Source organism: Streptomyces sp. XY006 (genome assembly GCF_002237655.1).
Taxonomy (GTDB): domain Bacteria; phylum Actinomycetota; class Actinomycetes; order Streptomycetales; family Streptomycetaceae; genus Streptomyces; species Streptomyces levis.
In genome coordinates this window covers 40,162-62,559 of record NZ_NOKT01000010.1, presented here as the reverse complement: position 1 = coordinate 62,559, position 22,398 = coordinate 40,162, and the positions used below count along the sequence as shown (strand labels likewise).

Below are 22,398 nucleotides of genomic sequence, written 5' to 3'. Positions count from 1 at the left end.
GGTTTTCACCGGCGCATGCCCCACAGCGGCCTCCTCTGACGCACAACCCCCAAGGACGGATTCCGCCACGACTTTCCTGACCTCCTACTGGGCACGGGCACCAGGGACCGCGCACAGACAGCAGACCCCCCACCGCTACCAACCCCGGATCGCTCACCGGGTTACGGGTTGCCTCAAGATCCTTTCCGTGACGGAACTGTTGCTGTTCCGTCGGGCCTCCCCCACAGCCACCGCATAGTGTGTGGTGCCGTTCCCGGACGCGGTGTGTCGGCCCGAAGTCCCCATGCAGCAGCGGAAAACCACGGCCGAGCACCGGTTTCGTCCATGTTCGTCACCATCAGGGGGAGTCACATCATGCGATCCATCCGGCCGTCGTTCACCACACGCCGAGAGGGGAGGGCGCACCGCAGGAACTCCCCCGTGCTGGGCGCCGTGGCCCTCGCGTCGGCGCTCGCGCTGACCGCCACCGCCTGCGAGTCGGGTGACGCCGCGGCGGGCGGGGAGGCCTCCGCGTCCGCCACCGCCTCGGACGACGGCAAGCTCCGGATACCGGACGACATCAGGGACCGGCTCCGCGAGCACGGGATCGACATCGACAAGTGGAAGAACGGCGCCTGGAAGAACTGGGACCGGGACGACTGGCTGCGCGAGGCCCACGAGTACATCAACCCGATCATCGAGGGGCTCTGGAACCCGGACCGGATGCGGGAGGCGGAGGAGCCCGACCAGGGCGTCGACGAGAGCGACCTCTCCGGTGACCAGGGCGTCACCGATCCCACGCCGGCGCCGGTCCGGGCGCAGGCCGTGCCGCCGTCGTACCACGCCGCCGCGCCCACGGCCGGGAAGGTGTTCTTCGACTCCCCCAAGGGTTCGGCGGTCTGCTCGGCGACGGTGGTGAAGGACCCGGCGCACCCGGGCAAGTCCAACCTGGTGTGGACGGCGGGCCACTGCGTGCACGCGGGCAAGAAGGGCGGCTGGTACCGCAACATCGCGTTCGTGCCCTCGTACAACGACGACGGCAAGCCGGTCCAGGAGCTGGAGAACGCCACCCGCGAGGACGTCGCTCCCTACGGCGTCTGGTGGGGCGACTGGGCGCAGACCTCGGACCAGTGGATCGAGCAGGGCGGTTCGACGGGCGGCGACGGCGCACCGTACGACTTCGCCGTCATCCATGTGACGCCGGAGAAGGGCAGCGGCGGCAAGTCGCTGGAGGAGACGGTCGGTTCGGCGCTGCCGGTCGACTTCAAGGCGCCCGCCGTACCGCAGGTCGAGAGCGTCACGGCGATCGGCTACCCGGCGGCGCCGCCGTACGACGGGCAGAAGCTGTACCGGTGCCAGGACCGGCCGGGTCGGCTGTCGCTCACGGCGTCGGACCCGACGATGTACCGGATCGGCTGCACGATGACGGGTGGTTCGTCGGGCGGCGGTTGGGTCGCGACGGGCTCGGACGGCCGGCCGGCGCTGGTGTCCAACACCTCGATCGGCCCGGTGACGTCGGGCTGGCTGGCCGGACCGCGTCTGGGTGAGGTCGCCAAGGGCGTGTTCGACTCGGTCAGCGAGAAGTACGCGGGCCGGTAGTCCGGCCCGTGGCGGGGGTGGTGGGCCCGGCGCGGGGGCGGGCCGGCCGGCGCACCGGCGGAGCGCCCGGCGCACGGCGCCGCCGGTTCACGGAAACCTTCACCGCCCCACCCCGGTTCGCCCTCAACTGCCCCGGCATAGTGGGGTGTCGCGCCGGGCAGCGCACCACCGGCCAGGACGCTCGGCAGCACCACACCAGACGAGACCACACCACACCACACACACAGCAGCAGCAGCAGCACATACGTACGCATCAACGGGGGTCATCGCACCATGCGTTCCACACGTACGCCCGCATCGAGGCGCGGGCGGCGCACCGTTCTCGCCGCCACCGGGCTCGTCGCCGTCCTGGCGCTCACCGCCACCGCTTGTGGCGGCTCGGCGGACTCGGCGAGTGACAAGCCCGACGCCACCCCCACTCAGGCGGGGGACACCGGCGGCAAGGTCAAGATCCCGGCCGATCTCGCGGGCAAGCTCAAGGAGCACGGGATCGACGTCGACAAGTGGAAGAACGGCGGCTGGAAGGACTGGGACCGGGACCAGTGGCTCAGTGAGGCCAAGGACTTCGTCAACCCGGTGATCGAGGGTCTCTGGAAGCCCGAGCGGATGCAGTCCGCCGAGGAGGCCAACAAGACGGTCACGACGAAGGACGCGTCGGCCGGGCAGGGCATCAGCGACCCGGACCCGGCGCCCGTCGCGGCCCAGGCCGAGAAGACGCCGTACCACCGCAACGCCGCGCCGGTCGGCAAGGTCTTCTTCGACTCCCCCGACGGCCCGGCGGTCTGCTCCGGCACGGTGATCAAGGACGTCAACCACCCGGGCAAGTCCAACCTGGTGTGGACGGCGGGCCACTGCGTGCACGCGGGCGGCAACGGCGGCTGGTACCGCAACATCGTGTTCGTCCCGGCCTACAACGACCTCGGCAAGTCCGAGGCGGAACTGAGCAACGCGAACCCGACGGAGATCGCCCCGTACGGCAACTGGTGGGCGGACTGGGCCTCGACGTCGAACCAGTGGATCCAGGGCGGTTCGGAGACGGGCGGTGACGGGGCCGCGTACGACTACGCGGTGCTGCACGTGAAGCCCGAGCAGGGTGCGAAGTCCCTCGAGGAGACGGTCGGCGCAGCGCTGGACGTGGACTTCTCCGCCCCGTCCGCGGCGGAGGCGGCCAAGATGGGCGCCTGGGGCTACCCGGCCGCGCCGCCTTACAACGGCCTGAAGATGTTCAAGTGTGTCGACGTCCCGGGCCGTTTCTCGCTCAGCACGAGCCTGCCGACGATGTACCGCATCGGCTGCACCATGACCGGCGGGTCGTCCGGCGGGGGCTGGTTCCGGGTGCTGGACGGCAAGTCCGTGCTGGTCTCCAACACCTCGATCGGTCCGGCCGACAACACCTGGCTGGCGGGCCCGCAGCTGGGCCGTGACGCCGAGGCGCTCTACGAGAACATGAGCAAGACCTACGGCGGCCGCTGACCCGCGCACACGAAGAAGGCCCGCCCCCGATCGACTCATCGACTCGGGGGCGGGCCTTTTCGGTTCGGCCGGTCAGGCCATCCGACTTCGGCCGGCCGGTCAGCCGGCGGCGTCAGGCCGGGACCAGGCCGGCGGCGTCAGGCCGGGACCAGGCCGGTTCAGGCGAGCGGCGCCGGGACGTACGGCGTGAGCTCCGCCGCCAGTTCCTCGTGCACCCGGACCTTGAGCAGCGTGCCCTCCGGGGTGTGCTCCTCGGAGATCACATCGCCCTCGTCGTGGGCGCGGGCGACGAGCTTGCCGTGCGTGTACGGCACGAGCGCCTCGATCTCGACCGAGGGACGCGGCAGCTCGTTGTCGATGAGCGCGAGCAGTTCCTCGATGCCCTGGCCGGTGCGGGCCGAGACGGCCATGGACCGCTTCTCGACGCGCAGCAGGCGCTGCAGCGTCAGCGGGTCGGCCGCGTCCGCCTTGTTGATCACGACGATCTCGGGTACGTCGGTGGCGCCGACGTCCCTGATCACCTCGCGCACGGCGGCCAGCTGCTCCTCCGGGTTCGGGTGCGAACCGTCCACCACGTGCAGGATCAGGTCGGACTCGCCGACCTCCTCCATCGTGGAGCGGAACGCCTCGACCAGGTGGTGGGGCAGGTGCCGGACGAATCCGACGGTGTCCGCGAGCGTGTACAGCCGGCCGCTCGGCGTCTCGGCCCGGCGCACGGTCGGGTCGAGGGTCGCGAACAGGGCGTTCTCGACCAGGACGCCCGCGCCCGTGAGGCGGTTGAGCAGCGAGGACTTTCCGGCGTTGGTGTAGCCCGCGATGGCCACGGACGGCACCTTGTGGCGCTTGCGCTCCTGGCGCTTGATCTCGCGGCCGGTCTTCATCTCCGCGATCTCACGGCGCATCTTCGCCATCTTCTCGCGGATCCGTCGCCGGTCCGTCTCGATCTTGGTCTCACCGGGACCACGGGTGGCGAGGCCGCCGCCCTTGCCGCCGCCCATCTGCCGGGACAGCGACTGACCCCAGCCGCGCAGTCGCGGCAGCATGTACTGCATCTGCGCGAGCGCGACCTGCGCCTTGCCCTCTCGGGACTTGGCGTGCTGGGCGAAGATGTCCAGGATCAGGGCCGTACGGTCGATGACCTTGACCTTGACGACGTCTTCGAGGTGGATGAGCTGGCCCGGGCTGAGCTCACCGTCGCAGATGACGGTGTCCGCGCCGGACTCGAGGACGATGTCCCGCAGCTCCTCGGCCTTGCCGGAGCCGATGTACGTGGCCGCGTCGGGCTTGTCGCGGCGCTGGATCACGCCGTCGAGCACGAGCGCGCCCGCCGTCTCGGCGAGGGCGGCGAGCTCCGCGAGGGAGTTCTCCGCGTCCTGGGCGGTTCCCGAGGTCCAGACGCCGACGAGCACGACCCGCTCCAGGCGGAGCTGGCGGTACTCGACCTCGGTGACGTCCTCGAGCTCGGTGGACAGGCCCGCCACGCGGCGCAGAGCCGCGCGCTCGGAGCGGTCGAACTGGTCGCCGTCCCGCTCTCCGTCGATCTCGTGGCTCCAGGCGACGTCCTCTTCCATCAGGGCATCGGCCCGAAGACCCTCGGGGTGGCTGTGCGCGAAGCGCTTGGTGTCCTGGGAAGGGGAAGAAGAGGAGGTCATTGGATCCTTACGTAGGTGGGAAACCGATGTCGGCGACGGAGAGCCGGGGCTGGTCCGTCACCGTGCACAACGCATGGGCACTCCGGGAGATTCCCGGCGTCCCGCGCCGTGCCGCGCCGACCTGAAGATGGTCGCACGGCACGGGGCGTCTCGTCACCGTGTTATCGCGCGCCTCCCCCGCCGGAAACGGCGGCCGCCACGGGCTTCGCAGGGTTCCCGGGCTTCCCGGGGTCCTCCGGCTTCCAGTCCGGATGCCCCGGCATCGGCGGGGTCTTCTCGCCGTACAGCCAGCCCTGGAAGAAGCCGTCCAGGTCGCGGCCGGAGATCTCGGCGGCGAGCCGGACGAAGTCCTGCGTGCCGGCCGTGCCGTCCTGGTGGCGGCCGACCCATTCACGCTGGAGGCGCTCGAACGCCGGGCCGCCGATCTCCTGGCGCAGGGCGTACAGGACGAGCGCGGCGCCGTCGTAGACGTTGGGCCGGAAGATGTCGGTCTTGTGGCCGGGCTCGGGTGCCTTGGGCGCGGCGGGCGGTCCGCCGGCGGCGCGCCAGCGGTCGGAGGCGCCGTAGGCGAGCTTCATCCGGTCCCGCATGGGCTTTCCGGCCTGTTCCTCGGCGTAGAGCGCCTCGTACCAGGTGGCGTGTCCCTCGTTGAGCCACAGGTCGGACCAGGTGCGGGGGGTGACGCTGTCGCCGAACCACTGGTGCGCCAGCTCGTGCACCATGATCGACTCGACGTACCAGGCGGGGTAGACGGGCTCGGTGAACAGCTCCCGCTCGAAGAGGGAGAGCGTCTGGGTCTCCAGTTCGAAGCCGGTGGAGGCGTCGGCCGCGAGGACGCCGTAGGTCTCGAAGGGGTAGCGGCCGACCTTGTTCTCCATCCAGGCGATCTGCGCGGGTGTCTTCTCCAGCCAGGGCTCCAGCGCCTCGCGGTACCGGGTGGGGACGACGTCCCGTACGGGCAGGCCGTGCGGGCCGGTGCGGTGCAGCACCGTGGAGCGGCCGATGGACACCTGGGTGAGCTCGGTGGCCATGGGGTGCCGGGTGCGGTACGTCCACGTGGTCTGCCCTCCGGCCCGCTCGACACCGGCGGGCAGACCGTTGGCCACGGCCGTGTGGCCGTCGGGCGCGGTGACCCGGATGGTGAACATGGCCTTGTCGGAGGGGTGGTCGTTGCACGGGAAGACCAGGTGCGCGGCGTCGGCCTGGTTGGCCATGGCGAGGCCGTCCCCGGTGCGCACCCAGCCGCCCTCGCGCCCCTCGGCGGGCACGGGGTCGCTGGTGTGGCGCACGGTGATGCGCATCCACGTGTCGTCCGACACCGCGTCCTCGGGCGTGATCACCAGGTCCTCGCCGGCGGTGCGGAATTTCGCGGGGTCGCCGTCGACCTCGACCGAGTCGACCTTGCCGTGCGCGAAGTCGAGGTTGATCCGGTCCAGGTCCGCGGTGGCCCAGGCGTCGATGGTGGTGACGGCCCGCAGCGGCTCGCTGTTGGTGCCGGGGTAGGTGAAGGACAGGTCGTACGAGGCGACGTCGTAGCCGGGGTTGCCCAGGTGCGGGAAGAGGCGGTCGCCGACGCCGAGCGGGACGGCGGGGGCGCTCGCGGCGACGAGGCACACGGAGACGGCCGAGGCGAGCAGGGCGGCGGACGTCCGCCGGCGGGTGGGGGAAGCGGGCGTGAGGGGCATGCCTCACGGCTATCAGCGCGCGCGGGCGCGGCACGGCAGACGCGCGTCCGGCCCACCCGAACCGGGGACCGGGGCCTGCGCCGCCTGCCGCCTCAGGTGCCCTGCGTCTGCGGCTGCGCGCGGCTCACGTCGTACACCCCGGCCACGTTCCGCATGGCGCGCATCAGGGCGGGCAGGTGGGCCGCGTCCGGGAGCTGCACGGTGTAGGTGTGCCGCACCTGCTGCTGGGTCGGGGGTTCGACGGTCGCGGAGACGATCTCGGCGCCTTCCAGGGCCATGGCCTCGGTGAGGTCGGCGAGCAGATGGGGACGGACGAACGATTCGGCGACCAGGGTGACCCGGCACTCGGTGGCCTCGCCCCAGCGCACGCCGACGTCCTCACGCCCCCCGTCCTTCATGCGCGCCACCGCCGGGCACTGCACCCGGTGCACCGTGACCGCTCCCCCGCGTACGGCGAAACCGGTGATCTCGTCGGGCGGTACGGGCGTGCAGCACCGGGCGAGCCGTACGGTCGCGCCCGGCCGGTCCGCGAGGACGTCGCCGCCGGCGGGGCGGGCGCCGGGCTGCTCGGGGGCGGAGGCCGCCGGCGCATCCGAGCCGGGCCGGGGCGTGGCCGTACGGTCACCCGAGGGCCGTTCGGTCCCGGAGGGCTGTTCGGTCCCGGAGAACCGGTCGGCCCTAGAGAACCGGTCGGTCCCGGAGACCCGGTCGGACCGGTCGCCGCCGCCGGAGGGCCGGTCCGTCCCGGTGGTGCGGGCCTCGTGCTCCTGGGCCTCGGCCTGCGCCGGATGGGCGGCCAGCCAGCGCTGGATGGCGATCCGGGCCGCGGGCGTGTGCGCGTGCTCCAGCCACTCCCGGGAGGGCTCGGAGGCCGGGTCCTGGCCCATGAGGAGCTGGACGGTGTCGCCGTCCCTCAGCACGGTGGACAGCGTCGCCAGCCGGCCGTTGACCCGGGCGCCGATGCAGGCGTGCGCGTCCTCGCCGTACTGCGCGTACGCGGCGTCCACGCAGGTCGCCCCCTCGGGCAGCCCGAGTGTGCCGCCGTCGGGCCGGAAGACGGTGATCTCGCGGTCCTGGGCGAGGTCCTCGCGCAGGGTCGACCAGAAGTGGTCGGGATCGGGCGCGGCCTCCTGCCAGTCGAGGAGCCGGGAGAGCCAGCCGGGGCGGGTGGGATCGACACGCTCGCCGTCGGCCGGGTCGTCGGGGGCGGGGGCGTACGGGTTGCCGAGGGCGACGACCCCCGCCTCGGCGACCTTGTGCATCTGGTGGGTGCGGATGAGGACTTCGACGACCTGGCCGTCCGCACGGGCGACGGCCGTGTGCAGCGACTGGTACAGGTTGAACTTCGGTACGGCGATGAAGTCCTTGAACTCCGAGACCACCGGGGTCATACAGGTGTGCAGTTCGCCGAGGACGCCGTAACAGTCGGCGTCCTCGCCCACCAGGACCAGCAGGCGGCCGAAGTCGGAGCCGCGCAGCCGGCCGCGTTTGCGGGAGACGCGGTGCACGGAGACGAAGTGGCGGGGGCGGATGAGGACTTCGGCCGGGATGCCCGCCTCGCGCAGCACCGAGCGCACCTCGTCGGCGACCTCGGCGAGCGGGTCGTCGGCACGGTCGGCGTTGCGGACGATCAGTTCCCTGGTGTGCGCGTACTCCTCGGGGTGCAGGATCGCGAAGACCAGGTCCTCGAGTTCGGTCTTGAGCGCCTGGACGCCGAGCCGTTCGGCGAGCGGGATGAGCACGTCACGTGTCACCTTCGCGATGCGCTCCTGTTTCTCGGGACGCATGACGCCGAGGGTGCGCATGTTGTGCAGCCGGTCGGCGAGTTTGATCGACATGACGCGGACGTCGTTGCCGGTGGCGACGAGCATCTTGCGGAAGGTCTCGGGCTCGGCGGCGGCGCCGTAGTCGACCTTCTCCAGCTTGGTGACGCCGTCGACGAGGTAGCGGACCTCCTCGCCGAACTGCTCACCCACCTGGTCGAGCGTCACATCCGTGTCCTCGACGGTGTCGTGGAGCAGCGAGGCGGTCAACGTGGTGGTCTCCGCGCCGAGTTCGGCGAGGATCAGGGTCACGGCCAGCGGGTGCGTGATGTACGGCTCGCCGCTCTTGCGCATCTGGCCGCGGTGCGAGGACTCGGCCAGGACGTAGGCGCGGCGCAGGGGATCGAGGTCGGCCTCGGGGTGGTGGGCGCGGTGGGCCTCGACGACGTGGCTGATGGCGTCGGGCAGCCGGTCGCGGGCGGCGGGTCCGAGCAGCGCGGCTCTGCCGAGGCGGCGCAGGTCGATCCGGGGGCGGGTCTTTCTGCGCGGCGCGGTCGGTGTCACCGGCCCCGACGCCGCGCCCGGCATCGGGCCTGGGGTCACGGGATTCGTGGCCTCCGCACTCATGGGCACCTCCGGCTGCGTCAACCGGCGGACGGGGTGCCCCAGGGCGGACACGGCTCAGGGGGCGGCTTCGGTCCCCCGTCCGGGCCGGTGCTTGATGCTATCGAGCCCACCACGCGTGGCTGACCGCCTCTCGCCGAGCGTGAAACTGATCACCCATTCGAGGGACGAATGTGAGGTTTGTACCCTCATGCAGGCTGACCAGAGTGGTCGTGTTCCCGCCAACTGGCCGGTTCCGTACGCCGGTTTCGGGTCGAGGTCGCCAGGACGGCGGTGCCGGCTCAGCCCCGCGGAACGGCCTGCAGCCAGTCCGCGTCGATCTCGCCCTCGGCCACGATCACGGCCGGGCCGGTCATCTCGATCTCGCCGTCGGGCCGCTCGGTGATCACGAGGGTGCCGCCGGGGACGTCCACGGTGTAGGTCACCGGCGTTCCGGTGGTGGCGGGGTCGGCGCCGTCGCGGCGGGCGGCGGCCACGGCGACCGCGCACGCGCCCGTGCCGCACGAGCGGGTCTCGCCGGAGCCGCGCTCGTGCACGCGCAGCGCGACGTGCCGGGGGCCGCGGTCGACGACGAACTCGACGTTGACCCCGTCCGGGTAGACGGAGGCCGGGCTGAAGGGCGGCGGGGCGTACAGGTCGCCGGCGTGCGCCAGGTCCTCGACGAAGGCGACGGCGTGCGGGTTGCCCATGTTCACGTTCCGCGCGGGCCAGCTGCGCTCGCCGACGCTCACGGTGACGCCGTCCTCGGGGAGCAGCGCCTTGCCCATGCCGACGGTGATGTCGCCGTCCTTGGCGATGTGCACGGTCTTCACGCCTCCGCGGGTGGCGACCGCGAGGTCCCCCTCGGTGACGTGCCCGGCGCGCTGGAGGTAGCGCGCGAAGACCCGCACGCCGTTGCCGCACATCTCCGCGACCGAACCGTCGCCGTTGCGGTAGTCCATGAACCACTCCGCCTCGGCCGCCATGCTCCTGGCCTCGGGATGCGCGGCGGACCGCACGACGTGCAGCAGTCCGTCACCGCCGATGCCCGCGCGGCGGTCGCACAGGGCGGCGACGGCAGCCGGGGGCAGGTCGATGGTGTTCTCGGGGTCCGGGACGATCACGAAGTCGTTCTCGGTCCCGTGGCCCTTGAGGAAGGCGATCGGCGTGCTCATGCCCCGATCGTACGGCGCGCTGCGCGGGGACGGCCCGCGCGCGGCTTCAGCGGAGCCGGGCCACCCGCCACACGGCCAGGACGACCACCGCGGCCACCATCACCGCGTACCCGAGGACGACCCGCCAGTCCGCTCTGCGGCCGGAGCCCTTGGCCGGGAGGCCGGGCCAGGTGTATCCGACGCGGCGGGCGGCCATCATGCCCCAGCCGGCCGCGCAGGAGCAGATCAGCAGGCCGAGCATGGCGATGACGGCCCCGCTGTCGCCGAAGTCGAAGGCGAGCGGGAAGGCGAACATCAGGGAGCCGAGGGCCGCGAGTCCGACGATCGGGGCGAGCTGCCAGATGCGCAGCCGGCGCTGCGGGCGCAGCTCCACCTCGACCTCGTCCGCGAACATCTCGTCGGGCTCGGGGCCGTCGTCCGTCACGCTCGGCGTCTCGTCGGGGCCGTCGGAGCTGAGGCGGTCCGTGTCCTGCTCCGGTCCGTCCTCGTGCTCCGGCACGTCCCGCTCGTGCTCCTGCCCATCCCGCTCCGCGGTGATGTGATCGGTGCCTTGTGCGGTGTCGCGAGGGCCGGCCTCCATCGCCACGCGCCCTCCCAACTAGGACTCAACTCGGTCGATCGAAGCTCGATGATGGCACGCCGCCGAAGGACCGGATGACGGCCTGGGCGTCCCGATGCCATGACGTGATCAGGCTGTAACCGGTCGTTCGACCAAGGACAGCGCGAGCTGCGGAAGTTCTGTGAGATCGGCCGCAGCCCCACTCAACCAGTGCACCCGCGGATCGCGCCTGAACCATGAATCCTGACGGCGCGCGAAGCGCTTGGTGGCACGCACGGTCTCGGACCGCGCTTCCTCCAGGGTGCACTCCCCGGCGAGCGCCGCGAGGACCTGCTGGTAGCCGAGCGCGCGCGATGCCGTACGCCCTTCGCGCAACCCCTGCGCCTCCAGCGCCCGCACTTCGTCCACGAGTCCGGCGTCCCACATCCGGTCGACCCGGCGCGCGATGCGCTCGTCCAGCTCGGGGCGGGCCACGTCGACGCCGATCTGGAGCGTGTCGTAGACCGAGTCGTGGCCGGGGAGGTTGGCGGTGAAGGGCTTGCCGGTGATCTCGATGACCTCAAGGGCCCGTACGACCCGGCGTCCGTTGCTCGGCAGGATGGCGCGGGCCGCCTCGGGGTCGGCGGCGGCCAGGCGGGCGTGCAGTGCGCCCGAGCCGCGGAGGGTGAGTTCCTCCTCCAGACGGGCGCGCACCTCGGGGTCGGTACCGGGGAACTCCAGGTTGTCGACGGCACCTCGGACGTACAGCCCCGAGCCCCCGACCAGGATCGGCCAGCGGCCCTCGGCGAGCAGCGCGTCGATGCGCGCACGGGCCAGACGCTGGTACTCGGCGACGGACGCCGTGACGGTGACGTCCCAGATGTCCAGGAGGTGGTGCGGGACTCCGCCGCGCTCCTCGGGCGTCAGCTTGGCGGTGCCGATGTCCATCCCTCGGTAGAGCTGCATGGAGTCGGCGTTGACGACCTCACCGCCGAGCCGCTGGGCCAGGAAGACGCCCAGATCGGACTTTCCGGCCGCAGTGGGACCGACGACGGCGATGACGCGGGGGGCGGGGGGTGCGCTGCTCACCGACCCAGTCTCGCAAACCTCGCACACCGCTCTCGAACGAGTTACGTGACGCCACGGCCCCGGGGTCGTTGCCCGTTGCGAGGTTCCTGCCGCCGGATCACAGAGGCGGTGGCCCGGGCCGTGCAAACGGACGCACCGGGCGACGCGGGATTTCGCCCGCACGAGTAACGTATGGAGTGGATATGGGCGTTTTTGCACGCATTCTCCGACGGTCCAAGGCCACGGAGGCGCCTGCCGCCGAGGCCGGCAGCGACGCGGCGCAGGCCGGGTCCGAGACGGAGGAGGAGACGGCGACCGCCGAGGCGAAGGCGGCCGAGGGAGCGGCGGACACCGCCGAGCCGAAGGCCGAGGCCGCCGAGAGCACCGAGGGCGAAGGCGTCGACATCCCCAAGCAGCAGTCCACCGACAAAGCGGCCGACAACGAGGCCGGTGAGGGCGCCCGTACGTGACCGCCCCGCGCGAGGGAAGGTGAGCCATGGGTCTCCTGGAGAACGTGAAGGCCAAGCTGGGCCCCGCGAAGGGCAAGGTCTCGCACCTCGCGCAGCGGCACGAGGACAGGATCCAGCACGGTCTCGACAGAGCCGCGCAGGTCGTCGACAAGAGGACCAAGGGCAAGTACAGCGACAGGATCCACTCGGGCACGGGCAAGGCCAAGGGCGCCATGGGCCGACTCGCGCACAAGGACGACGGCGGACCGCACACGGGCGGCGCGACACCGACGCCGGACGCGGCCACCCCGTCCCAGGGTGGGGCGACTCCGCCTCGGGGTGCGGCGACCGCGCCTCAGGGCGGGGCGACTCCTCCGGCGGACGCGGACCGTACGGCACCGCCGCGCGACGCGGCCGGCGGCACACCGCCGGACAACGCACCACCGCCGGTCTCCTGACCTGGCACCGGCACACCGAAAGGGCACATCGCCGGACGGCCGTGGAGCAGGAGCTCCCGGCCGTCCGGCGTTTCCCGCACCCGCCGCGGACCGGCAGCGCGTCCCCGCGCGTCCCCGCGCGCCGTCGCGCACCTCGCGCTTCCGCGGCGACGCGGGCTACGACCAGGTGGCGACGGCGTACCCCACCCCGTACGGCGCGTCCTCGAACAGCAGTGATCCCCCGAGGTCCGCGCCCTCGGCCGCGCCCGCAAGGACCTGCCAGGGGGCCCGGCCGGACACCTTCAGCTCGCGGGCGAGGCCGACGTCCAGCGCGAGGAGGGCCGGAAGGTCCGCCGTGCCGAGCGCGCGCCCCACCTCGGCGTCGAAGGGGGCCGCCCGCTCGTCGAGGTAGCCCGGGGCCTTGAGCGTCCGGCACGCGCTGGCGTCGCCCATCACCAGCAGCGCGACCCGCTCGGCACCGGCGGCGAGGTCTCGTCCGACCCGGGCGCAGTCCCCCGGCGTGAGCCGCTCCCCCACGCCGACCCCCTCGACCGGGGCGTCGGACCACCCGGTCCGCTCCAGCAGCCAGGCGGCCACCGCGAGCCCGTACGGCAGCCGCCGTTCCGGGCCCGCGTCGCCAGCCCTGGCCCGTCCGAGCCGTACGTCGAGATCGACACCGAAGCCCCGGAACGACCCCCGGCTGCCCTCCGGGTACCTCTCGGGCCCGGGGACGTCCACCGGCCCGACGACCACCAGCCGGTCGGGACGGGCTGCGGCGAGCACGCCCAGCGCGTCCGTGCAGGCGGCTCGCGCGGCGTCCAGCTCCGGGGCGGCACCCGCGGCGACCTCGGGAATCAGCAGGGGCGGGCAGGGACAGACAGCGGCGGCGACAAGCATGATCGGCAGGGTAACCCTCGGCGGACGCGATTCCGCACGGGGCGACCGCCACCCGGCCCCACCCCGCCGGAGGTCACGCCCCGCGTGAGGCCACGCCCAGTCGCAGCCCCCGCCCCGCCGGAGGTCACACCCAGTCGGAGGTCGCACCCCGTGGTAAGTCCCGAAGGTCACACTCCCCCGGAAGTCACGCCCCCTCGGAAGTCACCCCCGGCTCAGTCGCAGCCGCAGCCGCTTGCCGCGACCGGCAGCGGCTCCGGGACGCCGATCTTGGGGAGGCCGAGCAGGACGCCCGTCGGCTGGGACGCCTTCGCCGCCTTCTCCGCCGTGCGCTTCTCCCAGGCGTCGCCCGCGCGCGTGCGCCGCACGTCGAGGACGGGGCCCTCGGCGAGCAGGTGGTGCGGGGCGGCGTAGGTGATCTCGACCGTGACGACGTCGCCCGGGCGGACCTCCTGGTCCGGCTTGGTGAAGTGCACCAGGCGGTTGTCGGGGGCGCGGCCGGACAGGCGGTGGGTGGTGTCGTCCTTGCGGCCCTCGCCCTCGGCGACCATCAGCTCCAGCGTGCGGCCGACCTGCTTCTTGTTCTCCTCCCAGGAGATCTCCTCCTGGAGGGCGACCAGCCGCTCGTAGCGCTCCTGGACGACCTTCTTGGGGATCTGGCCGTCCATCTCGGCGGCCGGGGTGCCGGGCCGCTTGGAGTACTGGAAGGTGAAGGCCTGAGCGAAGCGGGCCTCGCGGACCACGTGCAGCGTCTGCTCGAAGTCCTCCTCGGTCTCGCCGGGGAAGCCCACGATGATGTCCGTGCTGATCGCGGCGTGCGGGATGGCGGCGCGGACCTTCTCGATGATCCCGAGGAAGCGCTCCTGGCGGTAGGAGCGGCGCATCGCCTTCAGGACCGCGTCGGAGCCGGACTGCAGCGGCATGTGCAGCTGCGGCATCACGTTCGGCGTCTCGGCCATGGCGGCGATGACGTCGTCGGTGAAGTCGCGCGGGTGCGGCGAGGTGAAGCGGACGCGCTCCAGCCCGTCGATCTTCCCGCAGGCGCGCAGCAGCTTGCTGAAGGCCTCGCGGTCGCCGATGTCCGAGCCGTACGCGTTGACGTTCTGCCCGAGGAGGGTGATCTCGGAGACGCCCTCGGAGACCAGGGCCTCGATCTCGGCGAGGATGTCGCCGGGGCGGCGGTCCTTCTCCTTGCCGCGCAGGGCCGGGACGATGCAGAAGGTGCAGGTGTTGTTGCAGCCGACGGAGATGGAGACCCAGGCCGCGTAGGCGCTCTCGCGGCGGGTCGGCAGGGTCGAGGGGAATGCTTCCAGGGACTCGGCGATCTCGACCTGCGCCTCCTCCTGCACGCGGGCGCGCTCCAGCAGGACGGGCAGCTTGCCGATGTTGTGCGTGCCGAAGACGACGTCCACCCAGGGCGCCTTCTTCACGATGGTGTCGCGGTCCTTCTGGGCCAGGCAGCCGCCGACCGCGATCTGCATCCCGGGGCGCGCTGCCTTCTTCGGCGCCAGGTGGCCGAGGTTGCCGTACAGCTTGTTGTCGGCGTTCTCCCGGACGGCGCAGGTGTTGAAGACGACGACGTCCGCCTCGCCGTCGGAGCCCTCGGGGGCGCGGACGTAGCCCGCGTCCTCCAGCAGGCCGGCCAATCGCTCGGAGTCGTGGACGTTCATCTGGCACCCGTAGGTGCGTACTTCATAGGTGCGCGTGCCGCCCACTGACTGGCTCCGGTCGATGCTGCTCATAGGGACAAGGGTAGGCGGTCGGCGAAAGTGACTCGGTCGCCTGTGGACAACCGGGGCCCGGGCTCACGGCTCGATGAGCCCGGCCCTGATGGCGTACCGGGTCAGCTCCAGGCGGTCGCGCATGCCGAGCTTCTGCAGGAGGTTGGCGCGGTGGCGTTCGACGGTCTTGGCGCTGATGAAGAGGAGTTCGCCGATCTCCTTGGAGGTGTGGCCCTCGGCGACCAGCTTGAGGATCTCCTCCTCGCGTTCGGTGATGGCCCGTTCCGGCAGGCCGTCGCCGCGGTGGAGGCGCTCCAGGTAGGAGCGGACCAGGGCCCGCTCGGCGCCCGGGTAGATGAACGGCTCGTCCCGCACGGCCGCCCGGCACGCCTCGACCAGGTCGCGGTCGGCGACCGACTTGAGGACGTAGCCGCTGGCCCCGGCCCTGAGCGCCTCGAAGAAGTACTCCTCGTTGTCGTACATGGTCAGGATGAGGATGTGCAGGTCGGGCAGCCGGCGGGAGAGTTCCCTGGCCGCCTGGAGGCCGGTCATGCGGGGCATGGCCACGTCGAGGACGGCCAGGTCGACGGGGGTCTCCCGGGCCTTCGCGACGGCCTCGGCGCCGTCTCCGGCCTCGGCGACGACCGTCAGGTCCGGTTCACCGTCCAGGATGAGGCGCACGCCCCGGCGCACCAGCGTGTGGTCGTCGGCGAGCAGGACGCGAATCGGACGGCTCGTCCGGGTGGTCATCGGCGTGCTCCGTCCGGCACGGGCAGGCGCAGCCGTACGTCGGTGCCGCCGTCCGGGGCCGGTCCGACGGTGAGGGCGGCCCCGATCAGCAGGGCGCGTTCGCGCATGCCGGTGATGCCGGCGCCCTCGGGGGCGGTGCCGACGCCGGTGCCGTTGTCGCGGACGAGGAGTTCGACGCCGCCCGGGACGGGCCGGAGGCGGAGTTCGGCGCGGTCGGCGCCGGCGTGCCGGGCGGTGTTGGTCAGGCCCTCCTGGGCCACCCGGTAGACGACGAGTTCCGCTTCGGGTGTCAGGGCGGGGAGGTCGCCGGTGACGTGGTGGCGCACCGTCAGCCCGTGTGTCGTGAACTCGCCGGCGAGTGCGCGCAGGGCGCTGGCCAGGCCCAGTTCCTCCAGGACACCCGGGCGCAGCCGCCGGGCGATCCGGCGGATCTCGTCCAGGCCGGCCCGGGTCGCCTCCTGCGCCTGGCCGACCTCGTCGCGCAGCTCCCCCGGCGCCCGGTCGGCGACGCGCTTGAGCTGGAGCAGGACGGCGGTCAGGGTCTGCCCGACCTCGTCGTGCAGCTCCCGCGCGATGCGGTGGCGTTCGCTCTCCTGCGCGGACAGCGCGCGGGCGGCGCCCGTGGCCCGCTCGGCCTCCAGCCGGTCGAGCATCGTGTTGTACGTCGTGATCAGCCCGGCCGTCTCCGCCGGACCGCCGACCACCGGGCGGGAGCCGGGGCGCAGCAGGTCCGCGGTGGCCATGGCGCGGTCCAGCCGCTGCAGGGGGGCCAGGCCGAAGCGCAGCACGAGCGCGTTGCCGGCGAGCAGCAGCACCAGGCCGCCGAGCAGGACGAGCGCCTCTCCGGCCAGGACGGGGGTGGAGACGGTGACCGGGCCGAGCAGCAGCGCGGTGGCCACGACCAGGCCGGCCGCGTTGAGCGAGAAGATCCGCCAGAACAGCGACACGTTCCTGGCTCCGCTCCTTCCGGCGCTCGCGTCCGACAGCTCCCCGGCGCTCGCCTCCGACAGCTCCCCGTCGAGTCTCTCCGGCGACCGGCCGCTGCGTATATCCGTCACGACACCCATATCGCCACCGTACGGCCGGATGGCAGCATGCGGAGGTGGCCCGTCCGTTGATCGACACCGCTCACGGCACCGCTCAGGACACGGACACAGGCAAGAACCACCGGACGAACAAGGGGAAGAAACGTGTCAGCTCCGCGCCTGAGGGCGACGCCGCTGCCGGGCATCGGGGTCCAGTACGACCTGGAGACCCGCGAACACCGTCATCTGTCGGTGGTCGCGCACCGCGACGGGACGCGCACGGTGAACGTGTACCGCTCCGACGACCCCGATTCCTGCGCGCAGTCCCTGCGGCTGACCAGTTCCGAGGCGGGTTCGCTGATCGACGCGCTGAAGCCGTCCCACCACAGCCCCAGCCTGCTGTACACCACGGACCTGGGGCTCGTCGCCGAGCGGATCGAGGTGGCCGCGACCTCGCGCTGGAACGGGCGGGTGCTGGGCGACACCCGGATGCGGACGGACACGGGCGCGTCGGTGGTGGCGGTGCTGCGCCGGGCCGAGGCCATCCCGTCGCCGGCGCCGGACTTCCGGCTGGCGGGCGGTGACACGCTGATCGTCGTCGGCACGCGCGAGGGCGTCGACGCGGCCGCGATGATACTCGAGCGGGAGTGAGCCGGTGCACTCCGCGGTTCTGCTGATCGAGTTCGGTTCCATCATTCTCGGCCTCGGCCTGCTCGGCCGGTTCGCCGCCCGTTTCCAGCTCTCGCCGATACCGCTGTACCTCCTCGCCGGTCTGGCCTTCGGCGAGGGCGGTCTGCTGCCGCTGGGGGCGAGCGAGGAGTTCGTCGCCACGGGCGCGGAGATCGGCGTCATCCTGTTGCTGCTGATGCTGGGCCTGGAGTACACGGCGAGCGACCTGGTCTCCAATCTCAAGACGCACTATCCGTCCGGTCTGGTCGACTGCGCGCTGAACGCCCTGCCCGGTGCGGCGGTGGCGTTGCTGCTGGGCTGGGGCCCGGTGGCCGCGGTCGTCCTGGCCGGTGTCACCTGGATCTCGTCGTCCGGCGTGATCGCCAAGGTGCTCGGCGACCTGGGCCGGGTCGGCAACCGTGAGACGCCGGTGATCCTCAGCGTGCTGGTGCTGGAGGACCTGGCGATGGCGGTGTACCTGCCGATCGTCACGGCGCTGGTGGCGGGCGCCGGGCTGCTGGCCGGGAGCGTGACCCTGGCGATCGCGCTGGGCGCGGCGGGGCTGGTGCTGTTCCTGGCCGTGCGCTACGGCCGGGTCATCTCGCGGTTCGTCTCCAGCGACGACCCGGAGAAGCTGCTGCTGGTCGTGCTGGGCCTGACGATCCTGGTCGCGGGCGTGGCGCAGCAGTTGCAGGTGTCGGCGGCGGTGGGTGCCTTCCTGGTGGGCATCGCGCTGTCCGGGGAGGTGGCGGAGGGCGCGCACACGCTGCTCAGCCCCCTGCGCGACCTGTTCGCGGCGGTCTTCTTCGTCTTCTTCGGGCTGCACACCGACCCGTCGAGCATCCCGCCCGTGCTGCTGCCGGCCCTGGGCCTGGCCGTCGTCACCGCGCTGACGAAGATCGCCACCGGCTACTGGGCGGCCCGGCGGGCCGGGATCTCCGTCAAGGGCCGCTGGCGGGCGGGCGGCGCGCTCGTCGCCCGCGGCGAGTTCTCGATTGTCATCGCGGGCCTCGCGGTCGCCGCCGGTATCGAGCCGTCCCTCGGCCCGCTGGCCACGGCGTACGTCCTGATCCTGGTCGTCCTGGGGCCGCTCACCGCGCGGTACACCGAGCCCGTGGCGACATGGTGGGGGCGGCGCCGCGAGCGCGGTCGGCCGGAGCCGAAGCCGGAGCCTGAGCCTGAGCCGAAGCCTGAGCCGACGCCCAGGGCGACGGAGGCGGACGCGCCGGTCGCCGACTGAGGGTCCCCGGAGGGCGAAGGGGGAGCTGCAGGGCGATGTGCCGAGGGGCGATGTGCCGACGGGCGAGGTGCCGAGGTCAGGCGCCCCCGCCCGGCGTCCACCCCTGCTTACGCAGCACCCCCGCCACATCCGGTGCCTCGTAGTGCTCCCCCTTGAGGACCTTGCCGTCGGCGCGGCGGGAGACCGAACCGTCCGGGCCGAGCTTGGTCATGTTGGACCGGTGGATCTCGGCGAGCACCGCGTCGAGGTCGATGCCGTGGACCAGGGCCGTGCCGTACGCGACGTAGACCACGTCCGCCAGTTCGTGCGCGAGCCGGTCCAGCGGGCCCGTCACCGCGACCTCGGCCACTTCCGCGGCCTCCTCCGCGAGAAGCTCGCCGCGGTGGGCGGCGAGTTCCGGGGAGACCTCCGCCGGGGTGCTGCGGGCGTCCAGGCCGAAGGCATGGTGGAACGCACGGACCAGGTCGGCGGGCGAGGAGCTCATGGGGGCGACTGTAGTGGCCGCCACTGACACTCCCCGCCCCGTCCTGTGACCCCTGCCCTGGTCAGGGGTGCGCCCCGGCTGGCAGGATCGCCCGCATGTCCAGGACGTTCCCCCGTATCGGCAGGCAGCGGACCCTGCAGGGCGGTGCCGCCGCCCTCGTGGTCCTCGGGCTGCTGCTGTGGTGGCTGCGCCCCTGGGCCGAGCAGCCGCCGGGCGGGGAGATCGAGTTCAGCACCGGCACGCGCGCCGGGGTCTACCACGAGTACGGCGAACTCCTGCGCAACGAGATCGACAAGGACATGCCCGACCTGCGCGTGCGGCTGCTGACCAGCGCCGGTTCGCAGGAGAACGTCGCGGACGTGGCGACCGGCGAGGCCGACTTCGCGATCGCCGCGGCCGACGCCGTCGCCACGTACAAGCTCGACAACAGCACGGGCGCCGACCGGCTGCGCGGAGTCGCTCGCCTGTACGACGACTACCTCCAGCTGGTCGTGCCGCCGGACTCGGACATCCGCTCCGTCGCGGACCTGCGGGGCAAGCGCGTGGCCATAGGGCTCCCCGACTCCGGCGTGCGGCTGATCGCCAACGGCGTGCTCAAGGCGGCCGGCATCGACCCGGAGAAGGACATCGTGCCCTCGTCGGACGGCATCGACACCGGGCCCAAGCGGCTGGGGCACGGGCTGGACGCGTTCTTCTGGTCGGGCGGGCTACCCACGGACGGACTCAGCCGGCTGGCGAAGAAGTCGGCGTCGGCGTTCCGGTTCGTGCCGATCGACGCCGCACTGGTGGCCAAGCTGCACGACCAGGGCGGCGCCACGCGGTACTACCGCGCCACCAAGATGCCCGAGTCGGCCTACCCCACGATCCAGCGGGGCGACCCGGTGCCGACGCTGGCGGTGTCCAACATCCTGGTGACGCGCAGCGACGTCGATCCGCGGCTCACCGAGTGGCTGACCCGGACGGTGATCGACAGCCGTGACGGCATCGGCGCGACCGTCCACTCCGCCCAGCTGGTCGACGTCCGCACGGCGATCTACACCGACCCGCTGCAACTGCACGCCGGGGCGCAGCGCTACTACCAGTCGGTCAAGCCGTAGGCCCCGACCTGGGCACGCGCACGGTCACCCGCAGACCGTGCGGCTGGTTGTGGTCGTAGGCGATCGAGCCGCCGCCCGCCGCGAGCAGCGCCCGCGAGATGGACAGTCCGAGGCCCGAGCCCTTGATGTTCTGGTGCCGGCCGCTGCGCCAGAAGCGGTCGCCGATGCGGGCCAGCTCCTCGTCGGTGAGGCCGGGGCCGCGGTCGGTGACGACGACGGTGGAGGTGTCGCCGTCGGGAGCGACGGTCACCTCGACGGTCTCGCCCTCGGGCGTGAACTTGACCGCGTTGTCGATGACCGCGTCCAGGGCGCTGGACAGGGCGACCGGGTCGGCCCAGGCGGTCGTCGGCGGGCAGTCGCCGACCAGGCGGACGCCCTTGGCCCCGGCGGTGGGGGCCCAGGCCGCGACGCGTTCGGCGGCCAGCTCGCCGATGTCCGTGACCCTCAGGTCCGCCTCGGTGTGCTCGGCCAGCGCCAGGTCCAGCAGGTCGTCCAGGACCTGCGCGAGGCGCTTGCCCTCCGCCTGCACGGAGGCGATCTCCTTGTTGCCCTCGGGCAGCTCGAAGGCGAGCAGCTCGATGCGCAGCAGCAGTGCCGCGAGGGGGTTGCGCAGCTGGTGGGAGGCGTCGGCGACGAAGGCGCGCTGCTGCTCCAGGACGTCCTCGACGTTGTCCGCCATCTCGTTGAACGACCGGGCCAGGCGGCGCAGTTCCGGCGGGCCTCCGGCCGCGGCGACCCGGGACTTCAGCCGTCCCGTGGCGATGTCGTGGGTGGTGGCGTCCAGGATCCGCACGGGCTTGAGCACCCAGCCGGTCAGCCGCAGGGCGGCGCCGACGGCCAGCAGCATCGCGGCGAACTCGCCCGCGCCGATGATCAGCCAGCCCTGCAGCGTCCGGGAGCGCATCTGCCCGGTCGGCGAGTCGGTGACGACCACCGCGACGACGTCGCCGTCGCGGATGACCGGCGAGGCGACCACGAGATTGCCGCGCTGCCAGGGCCACACCTGCTTCGGGTCGTGGCTGCGGCGGCTGAGCAGCGCCTCGTCGAAGGCCGCGCGCACCTCGCCGTCCTTGGGCAGGGCCCACTTGGCGGGTGCGTGGGCCATGGCCCTGCCGCTGCGGTAGAAGACGCCGGCGCGGATGCCGTAGACCTCGTGGTAGCTGCGGAGCTCACTGCTGAGCGTGGCCAGGCGCTCGTTCTCGAACGCGCCGGTGGTGGCGTCGGGCGAGTCGGTGACGAACTGTGCGAGGGCCGCGAACCGCGCGGTGTCGTCGATGCGGTCGACGACGACCTTCTGCTGCTGGGCGCCCGCCAGGCTGACGGCGAGCGGCACGCCGAGCGCGAGCAGCACGGCCGCCATCAGGACGATGAGCAGCGGGAGGAGACGAGTGCGCACCCGGCCCCGCTATCCGGCAGGGGCGACGAGCCGGTAGCCGACGCCGCGTACGGTCTCGATGAGCGCGGGCATGCGCAGCTTGGCGCGCAGGGACGCGACGTGCACCTCCAGGGTGCGCCCGGTCCCCTCCCAGCTGGTCCGCCACACCTCGCTGATGATCTGCTCCCGGCGGAAGACCACACCGGGCCGTTGCGCGAGGAGGGCCAGCAGGTCGAACTCCTTGCGGGTCAGCTGGATCACCGCCCCGTCGACGCTGACCCGGCGCGTGGGCAGCTCGATGTGCACGGGGCCGAGCCGCAGCTCGGTCTCGATGCCGCTGGAGGTGTCCTCGTGCGAGGTGCGCCGGCTGACCGCGTGGATCCGGGCGAGCAGCTCGCCGGTGTCGTAGGGCTTGACGACGTAGTCGTCGGCGCCGAGGTTGAGGCCGTGGATGCGGGAGCGTACGTCGGAGCGGGCCGTCACCATGATCACGGGGGTGCTGGTGCGCTTGCGGATCTTGCCGCAGACCTCGTATCCGTCCTGGTCGGGCAGGCCCAGGTCGAGCAGGACCACGCCGAAGCCGTCGCCCTCGGGGACCAGGGCCTGGAGAGCCTCCTCGCCGCTGCGCGCGTGCGTGACGTCGAAGCCGTGCCGTGCCAGGACCGCCGACAGGGCGGCGGCGACGTGGTTGTCGTCCTCGACGAGCAGCAGTCTCACCCGGG

At 72.4% G+C, this 22,398-nt stretch carries 20 protein-coding genes; 7 read left to right on the top strand and 13 right to left on the bottom strand.

The annotated features are described in order from the left end of the window. Positions 1–354 precede the first annotated feature (354 nt). Both CHR28_RS13570 and CHR28_RS13565 read left to right on the top strand, forming a co-directional pair. Positions 355–1,578, top strand: coding sequence for a trypsin-like serine peptidase (locus CHR28_RS13570; protein ID WP_094053982.1), 1,224 nt, complete (start codon positions 355–357; stop codon positions 1,576–1,578). A 273-nt stretch (positions 1,579–1,851) separates the two neighbouring features. Then, positions 1,852–3,051, top strand: a complete 1,200-nt coding sequence (locus CHR28_RS13565; protein ID WP_094053851.1) for a trypsin-like serine peptidase — start codon at positions 1,852–1,854, stop codon at positions 3,049–3,051. A 158-nt stretch (positions 3,052–3,209) separates the two neighbouring features. Here the strand turns inward: CHR28_RS13565 and hflX are convergent, their stop codons facing one another. From hflX to miaA, 6 genes are all read right to left on the bottom strand, one after another. Then, complete coding sequence (gene hflX / locus CHR28_RS13560; RefSeq protein ID WP_094053850.1) at positions 3,210–4,703, bottom strand: GTPase HflX; 1,494 nt, start codon at positions 4,701–4,703, stop codon at positions 3,210–3,212. A 161-nt stretch (positions 4,704–4,864) separates the two neighbouring features. Next, positions 4,865–6,388 carry a M1 family metallopeptidase gene (locus CHR28_RS13555; protein ID WP_094053849.1) on the bottom strand — a complete coding sequence of 508 codons (1,524 nt, stop codon included), beginning with the start codon at positions 6,386–6,388 and terminating at the stop codon, positions 4,865–4,867. Positions 6,389–6,480: 92 nt separating this feature from the next. Then, positions 6,481–8,778, bottom strand: a complete 2,298-nt coding sequence (locus CHR28_RS13550) for a RelA/SpoT family protein (RefSeq protein WP_094053848.1) — start codon at positions 8,776–8,778, stop codon at positions 6,481–6,483. A gap of 278 nt (positions 8,779–9,056) precedes the next feature. Next, positions 9,057–9,929, bottom strand: a complete 873-nt coding sequence (dapF, locus tag CHR28_RS13545; protein WP_094053847.1) for a diaminopimelate epimerase — start codon at positions 9,927–9,929, stop codon at positions 9,057–9,059. Between the two features lie 46 nt (positions 9,930–9,975). Next, on the bottom strand, positions 9,976–10,509 hold the full coding sequence (locus CHR28_RS13540; RefSeq protein WP_179272424.1) for a hypothetical protein: 534 nt from the start codon (positions 10,507–10,509) through the stop codon (positions 9,976–9,978). A gap of 108 nt (positions 10,510–10,617) precedes the next feature. Beyond that, positions 10,618–11,556: a tRNA (adenosine(37)-N6)-dimethylallyltransferase MiaA gene (miaA, locus tag CHR28_RS13535; protein WP_094053845.1), complete on the bottom strand. Its 939-nt coding sequence runs from the start codon at positions 11,554–11,556 to the stop codon at positions 10,618–10,620. Between the two features lie 182 nt (positions 11,557–11,738). Here miaA and CHR28_RS13530 point away from each other — a divergent pair, with 182 nt between their 5' ends. Next, positions 11,739–12,005, top strand: a complete 267-nt coding sequence (locus CHR28_RS13530) for a hypothetical protein (RefSeq protein ID WP_094053844.1) — start codon at positions 11,739–11,741, stop codon at positions 12,003–12,005. A 26-nt stretch (positions 12,006–12,031) separates the two neighbouring features. Then, positions 12,032–12,442 (top strand): antitoxin, encoded by a 411-nt coding sequence (locus CHR28_RS13525; protein WP_094053843.1) that lies wholly within the window; start codon positions 12,032–12,034, stop codon positions 12,440–12,442. Between the two features lie 156 nt (positions 12,443–12,598). On the opposite strand, the gene CHR28_RS13520 is transcribed toward CHR28_RS13525, so the two are convergent. From CHR28_RS13520 to CHR28_RS13505, 4 genes are all read right to left on the bottom strand, one after another. Then, complete coding sequence (locus CHR28_RS13520; protein WP_094053842.1) at positions 12,599–13,318, bottom strand: class III extradiol dioxygenase subunit B-like domain-containing protein; 720 nt, start codon at positions 13,316–13,318, stop codon at positions 12,599–12,601. 212 nt (positions 13,319–13,530) lie between these two features. After that, on the bottom strand, positions 13,531–15,057 hold the full coding sequence (gene miaB / locus CHR28_RS13515; RefSeq protein WP_094053841.1) for a tRNA (N6-isopentenyl adenosine(37)-C2)-methylthiotransferase MiaB: 1,527 nt from the start codon (positions 15,055–15,057) through the stop codon (positions 13,531–13,533). A gap of 63 nt (positions 15,058–15,120) precedes the next feature. Next, positions 15,121–15,786 carry a response regulator gene (locus CHR28_RS13510; protein ID WP_094053840.1) on the bottom strand — a complete coding sequence of 222 codons (666 nt, stop codon included), beginning with the start codon at positions 15,784–15,786 and terminating at the stop codon, positions 15,121–15,123. After that, on the bottom strand, positions 15,783–16,853 hold the full coding sequence (locus tag CHR28_RS13505; protein WP_373453350.1) for a sensor histidine kinase: 1,071 nt from the start codon (positions 16,851–16,853) through the stop codon (positions 15,783–15,785). The genes CHR28_RS13510 and CHR28_RS13505 overlap by 4 nt, the downstream gene beginning before the upstream one ends. Positions 16,854–16,976: 123 nt before the next feature. Here CHR28_RS13505 and CHR28_RS13500 point away from each other — a divergent pair, with 123 nt between their 5' ends. Beyond that, positions 16,977–17,462, top strand: coding sequence for a cation:proton antiporter regulatory subunit (locus tag CHR28_RS13500; protein WP_094053838.1), 486 nt, complete (start codon positions 16,977–16,979; stop codon positions 17,460–17,462). Positions 17,463–17,466: 4 nt separating this feature from the next. Continuing rightward, positions 17,467–18,720, top strand: coding sequence for a cation:proton antiporter (locus CHR28_RS13495; RefSeq protein WP_094053837.1), 1,254 nt, complete (start codon positions 17,467–17,469; stop codon positions 18,718–18,720). 76 nt (positions 18,721–18,796) lie between these two features. Here CHR28_RS13495 and CHR28_RS13490 read toward each other — a convergent pair whose 3' ends face one another. Beyond that, on the bottom strand, positions 18,797–19,204 hold the full coding sequence (locus tag CHR28_RS13490; RefSeq protein WP_094053836.1) for a MazG nucleotide pyrophosphohydrolase domain-containing protein: 408 nt from the start codon (positions 19,202–19,204) through the stop codon (positions 18,797–18,799). A 95-nt stretch (positions 19,205–19,299) separates the two neighbouring features. Between CHR28_RS13490 and CHR28_RS13485 the strand changes: the two genes are divergently transcribed. Next, entirely contained in the window at positions 19,300–20,301 is a 1,002-nt protein-coding gene (locus CHR28_RS13485) for a TAXI family TRAP transporter solute-binding subunit (RefSeq protein ID WP_094053835.1), read from the top strand. Here CHR28_RS13485 and CHR28_RS13480 read toward each other — a convergent pair. Both CHR28_RS13480 and CHR28_RS13475 read right to left on the bottom strand, forming a co-directional pair. Beyond that, complete coding sequence (locus tag CHR28_RS13480; protein WP_094053834.1) at positions 20,291–21,697, bottom strand: sensor histidine kinase; 1,407 nt, start codon at positions 21,695–21,697, stop codon at positions 20,291–20,293. The genes CHR28_RS13485 and CHR28_RS13480 overlap by 11 nt on opposite strands. 9 nt (positions 21,698–21,706) lie before the next feature. Continuing rightward, positions 21,707–22,393, bottom strand: a complete 687-nt coding sequence (locus CHR28_RS13475; protein WP_094053833.1) for a response regulator transcription factor — start codon at positions 22,391–22,393, stop codon at positions 21,707–21,709. Positions 22,394–22,398: the final 5 nt, after the last annotated feature.

What these genes read in the sequence shown, in the direction of transcription:
- hflX (WP_094053850.1), bottom strand. Translation starts at nt 4,703, where the DNA reads ATGACCTCCTCTTCTTCCCCTTCCCAGGACACCAAGCGCTTCGCGCAC.
- CHR28_RS13505 (WP_373453350.1), bottom strand. Translation starts at nt 16,853, where the DNA reads ATGGGTGTCGTGACGGATATACGCAGCGGCCGGTCGCCGGAGAGACTC.
- miaB (WP_094053841.1), bottom strand. Translation starts at nt 15,057, where the DNA reads ATGAGCAGCATCGACCGGAGCCAGTCAGTGGGCGGCACGCGCACCTAT.
- CHR28_RS13525 (WP_094053843.1), top strand. Translation starts at nt 12,032, where the DNA reads ATGGGTCTCCTGGAGAACGTGAAGGCCAAGCTGGGCCCCGCGAAGGGC.
- CHR28_RS13485 (WP_094053835.1), top strand. Translation starts at nt 19,300, where the DNA reads ATGTCCAGGACGTTCCCCCGTATCGGCAGGCAGCGGACCCTGCAGGGC.
- CHR28_RS13530 (WP_094053844.1), top strand. Translation starts at nt 11,739, where the DNA reads ATGGGCGTTTTTGCACGCATTCTCCGACGGTCCAAGGCCACGGAGGCG.
- CHR28_RS13555 (WP_094053849.1), bottom strand. Translation starts at nt 6,388, where the DNA reads ATGCCCCTCACGCCCGCTTCCCCCACCCGCCGGCGGACGTCCGCCGCC.
- dapF (WP_094053847.1), bottom strand. Translation starts at nt 9,929, where the DNA reads ATGAGCACGCCGATCGCCTTCCTCAAGGGCCACGGGACCGAGAACGAC.
- CHR28_RS13520 (WP_094053842.1), bottom strand. Translation starts at nt 13,318, where the DNA reads ATGCTTGTCGCCGCCGCTGTCTGTCCCTGCCCGCCCCTGCTGATTCCC.
- CHR28_RS13550 (WP_094053848.1), bottom strand. Translation starts at nt 8,778, where the DNA reads ATGAGTGCGGAGGCCACGAATCCCGTGACCCCAGGCCCGATGCCGGGC.
- CHR28_RS13490 (WP_094053836.1), bottom strand. Translation starts at nt 19,204, where the DNA reads ATGAGCTCCTCGCCCGCCGACCTGGTCCGTGCGTTCCACCATGCCTTC.
- CHR28_RS13510 (WP_094053840.1), bottom strand. Translation starts at nt 15,786, where the DNA reads ATGACCACCCGGACGAGCCGTCCGATTCGCGTCCTGCTCGCCGACGAC.
- CHR28_RS13540 (WP_179272424.1), bottom strand. Translation starts at nt 10,509, where the DNA reads ATGGAGGCCGGCCCTCGCGACACCGCACAAGGCACCGATCACATCACC.
- CHR28_RS13570 (WP_094053982.1), top strand. Translation starts at nt 355, where the DNA reads ATGCGATCCATCCGGCCGTCGTTCACCACACGCCGAGAGGGGAGGGCG.
- CHR28_RS13565 (WP_094053851.1), top strand. Translation starts at nt 1,852, where the DNA reads ATGCGTTCCACACGTACGCCCGCATCGAGGCGCGGGCGGCGCACCGTT.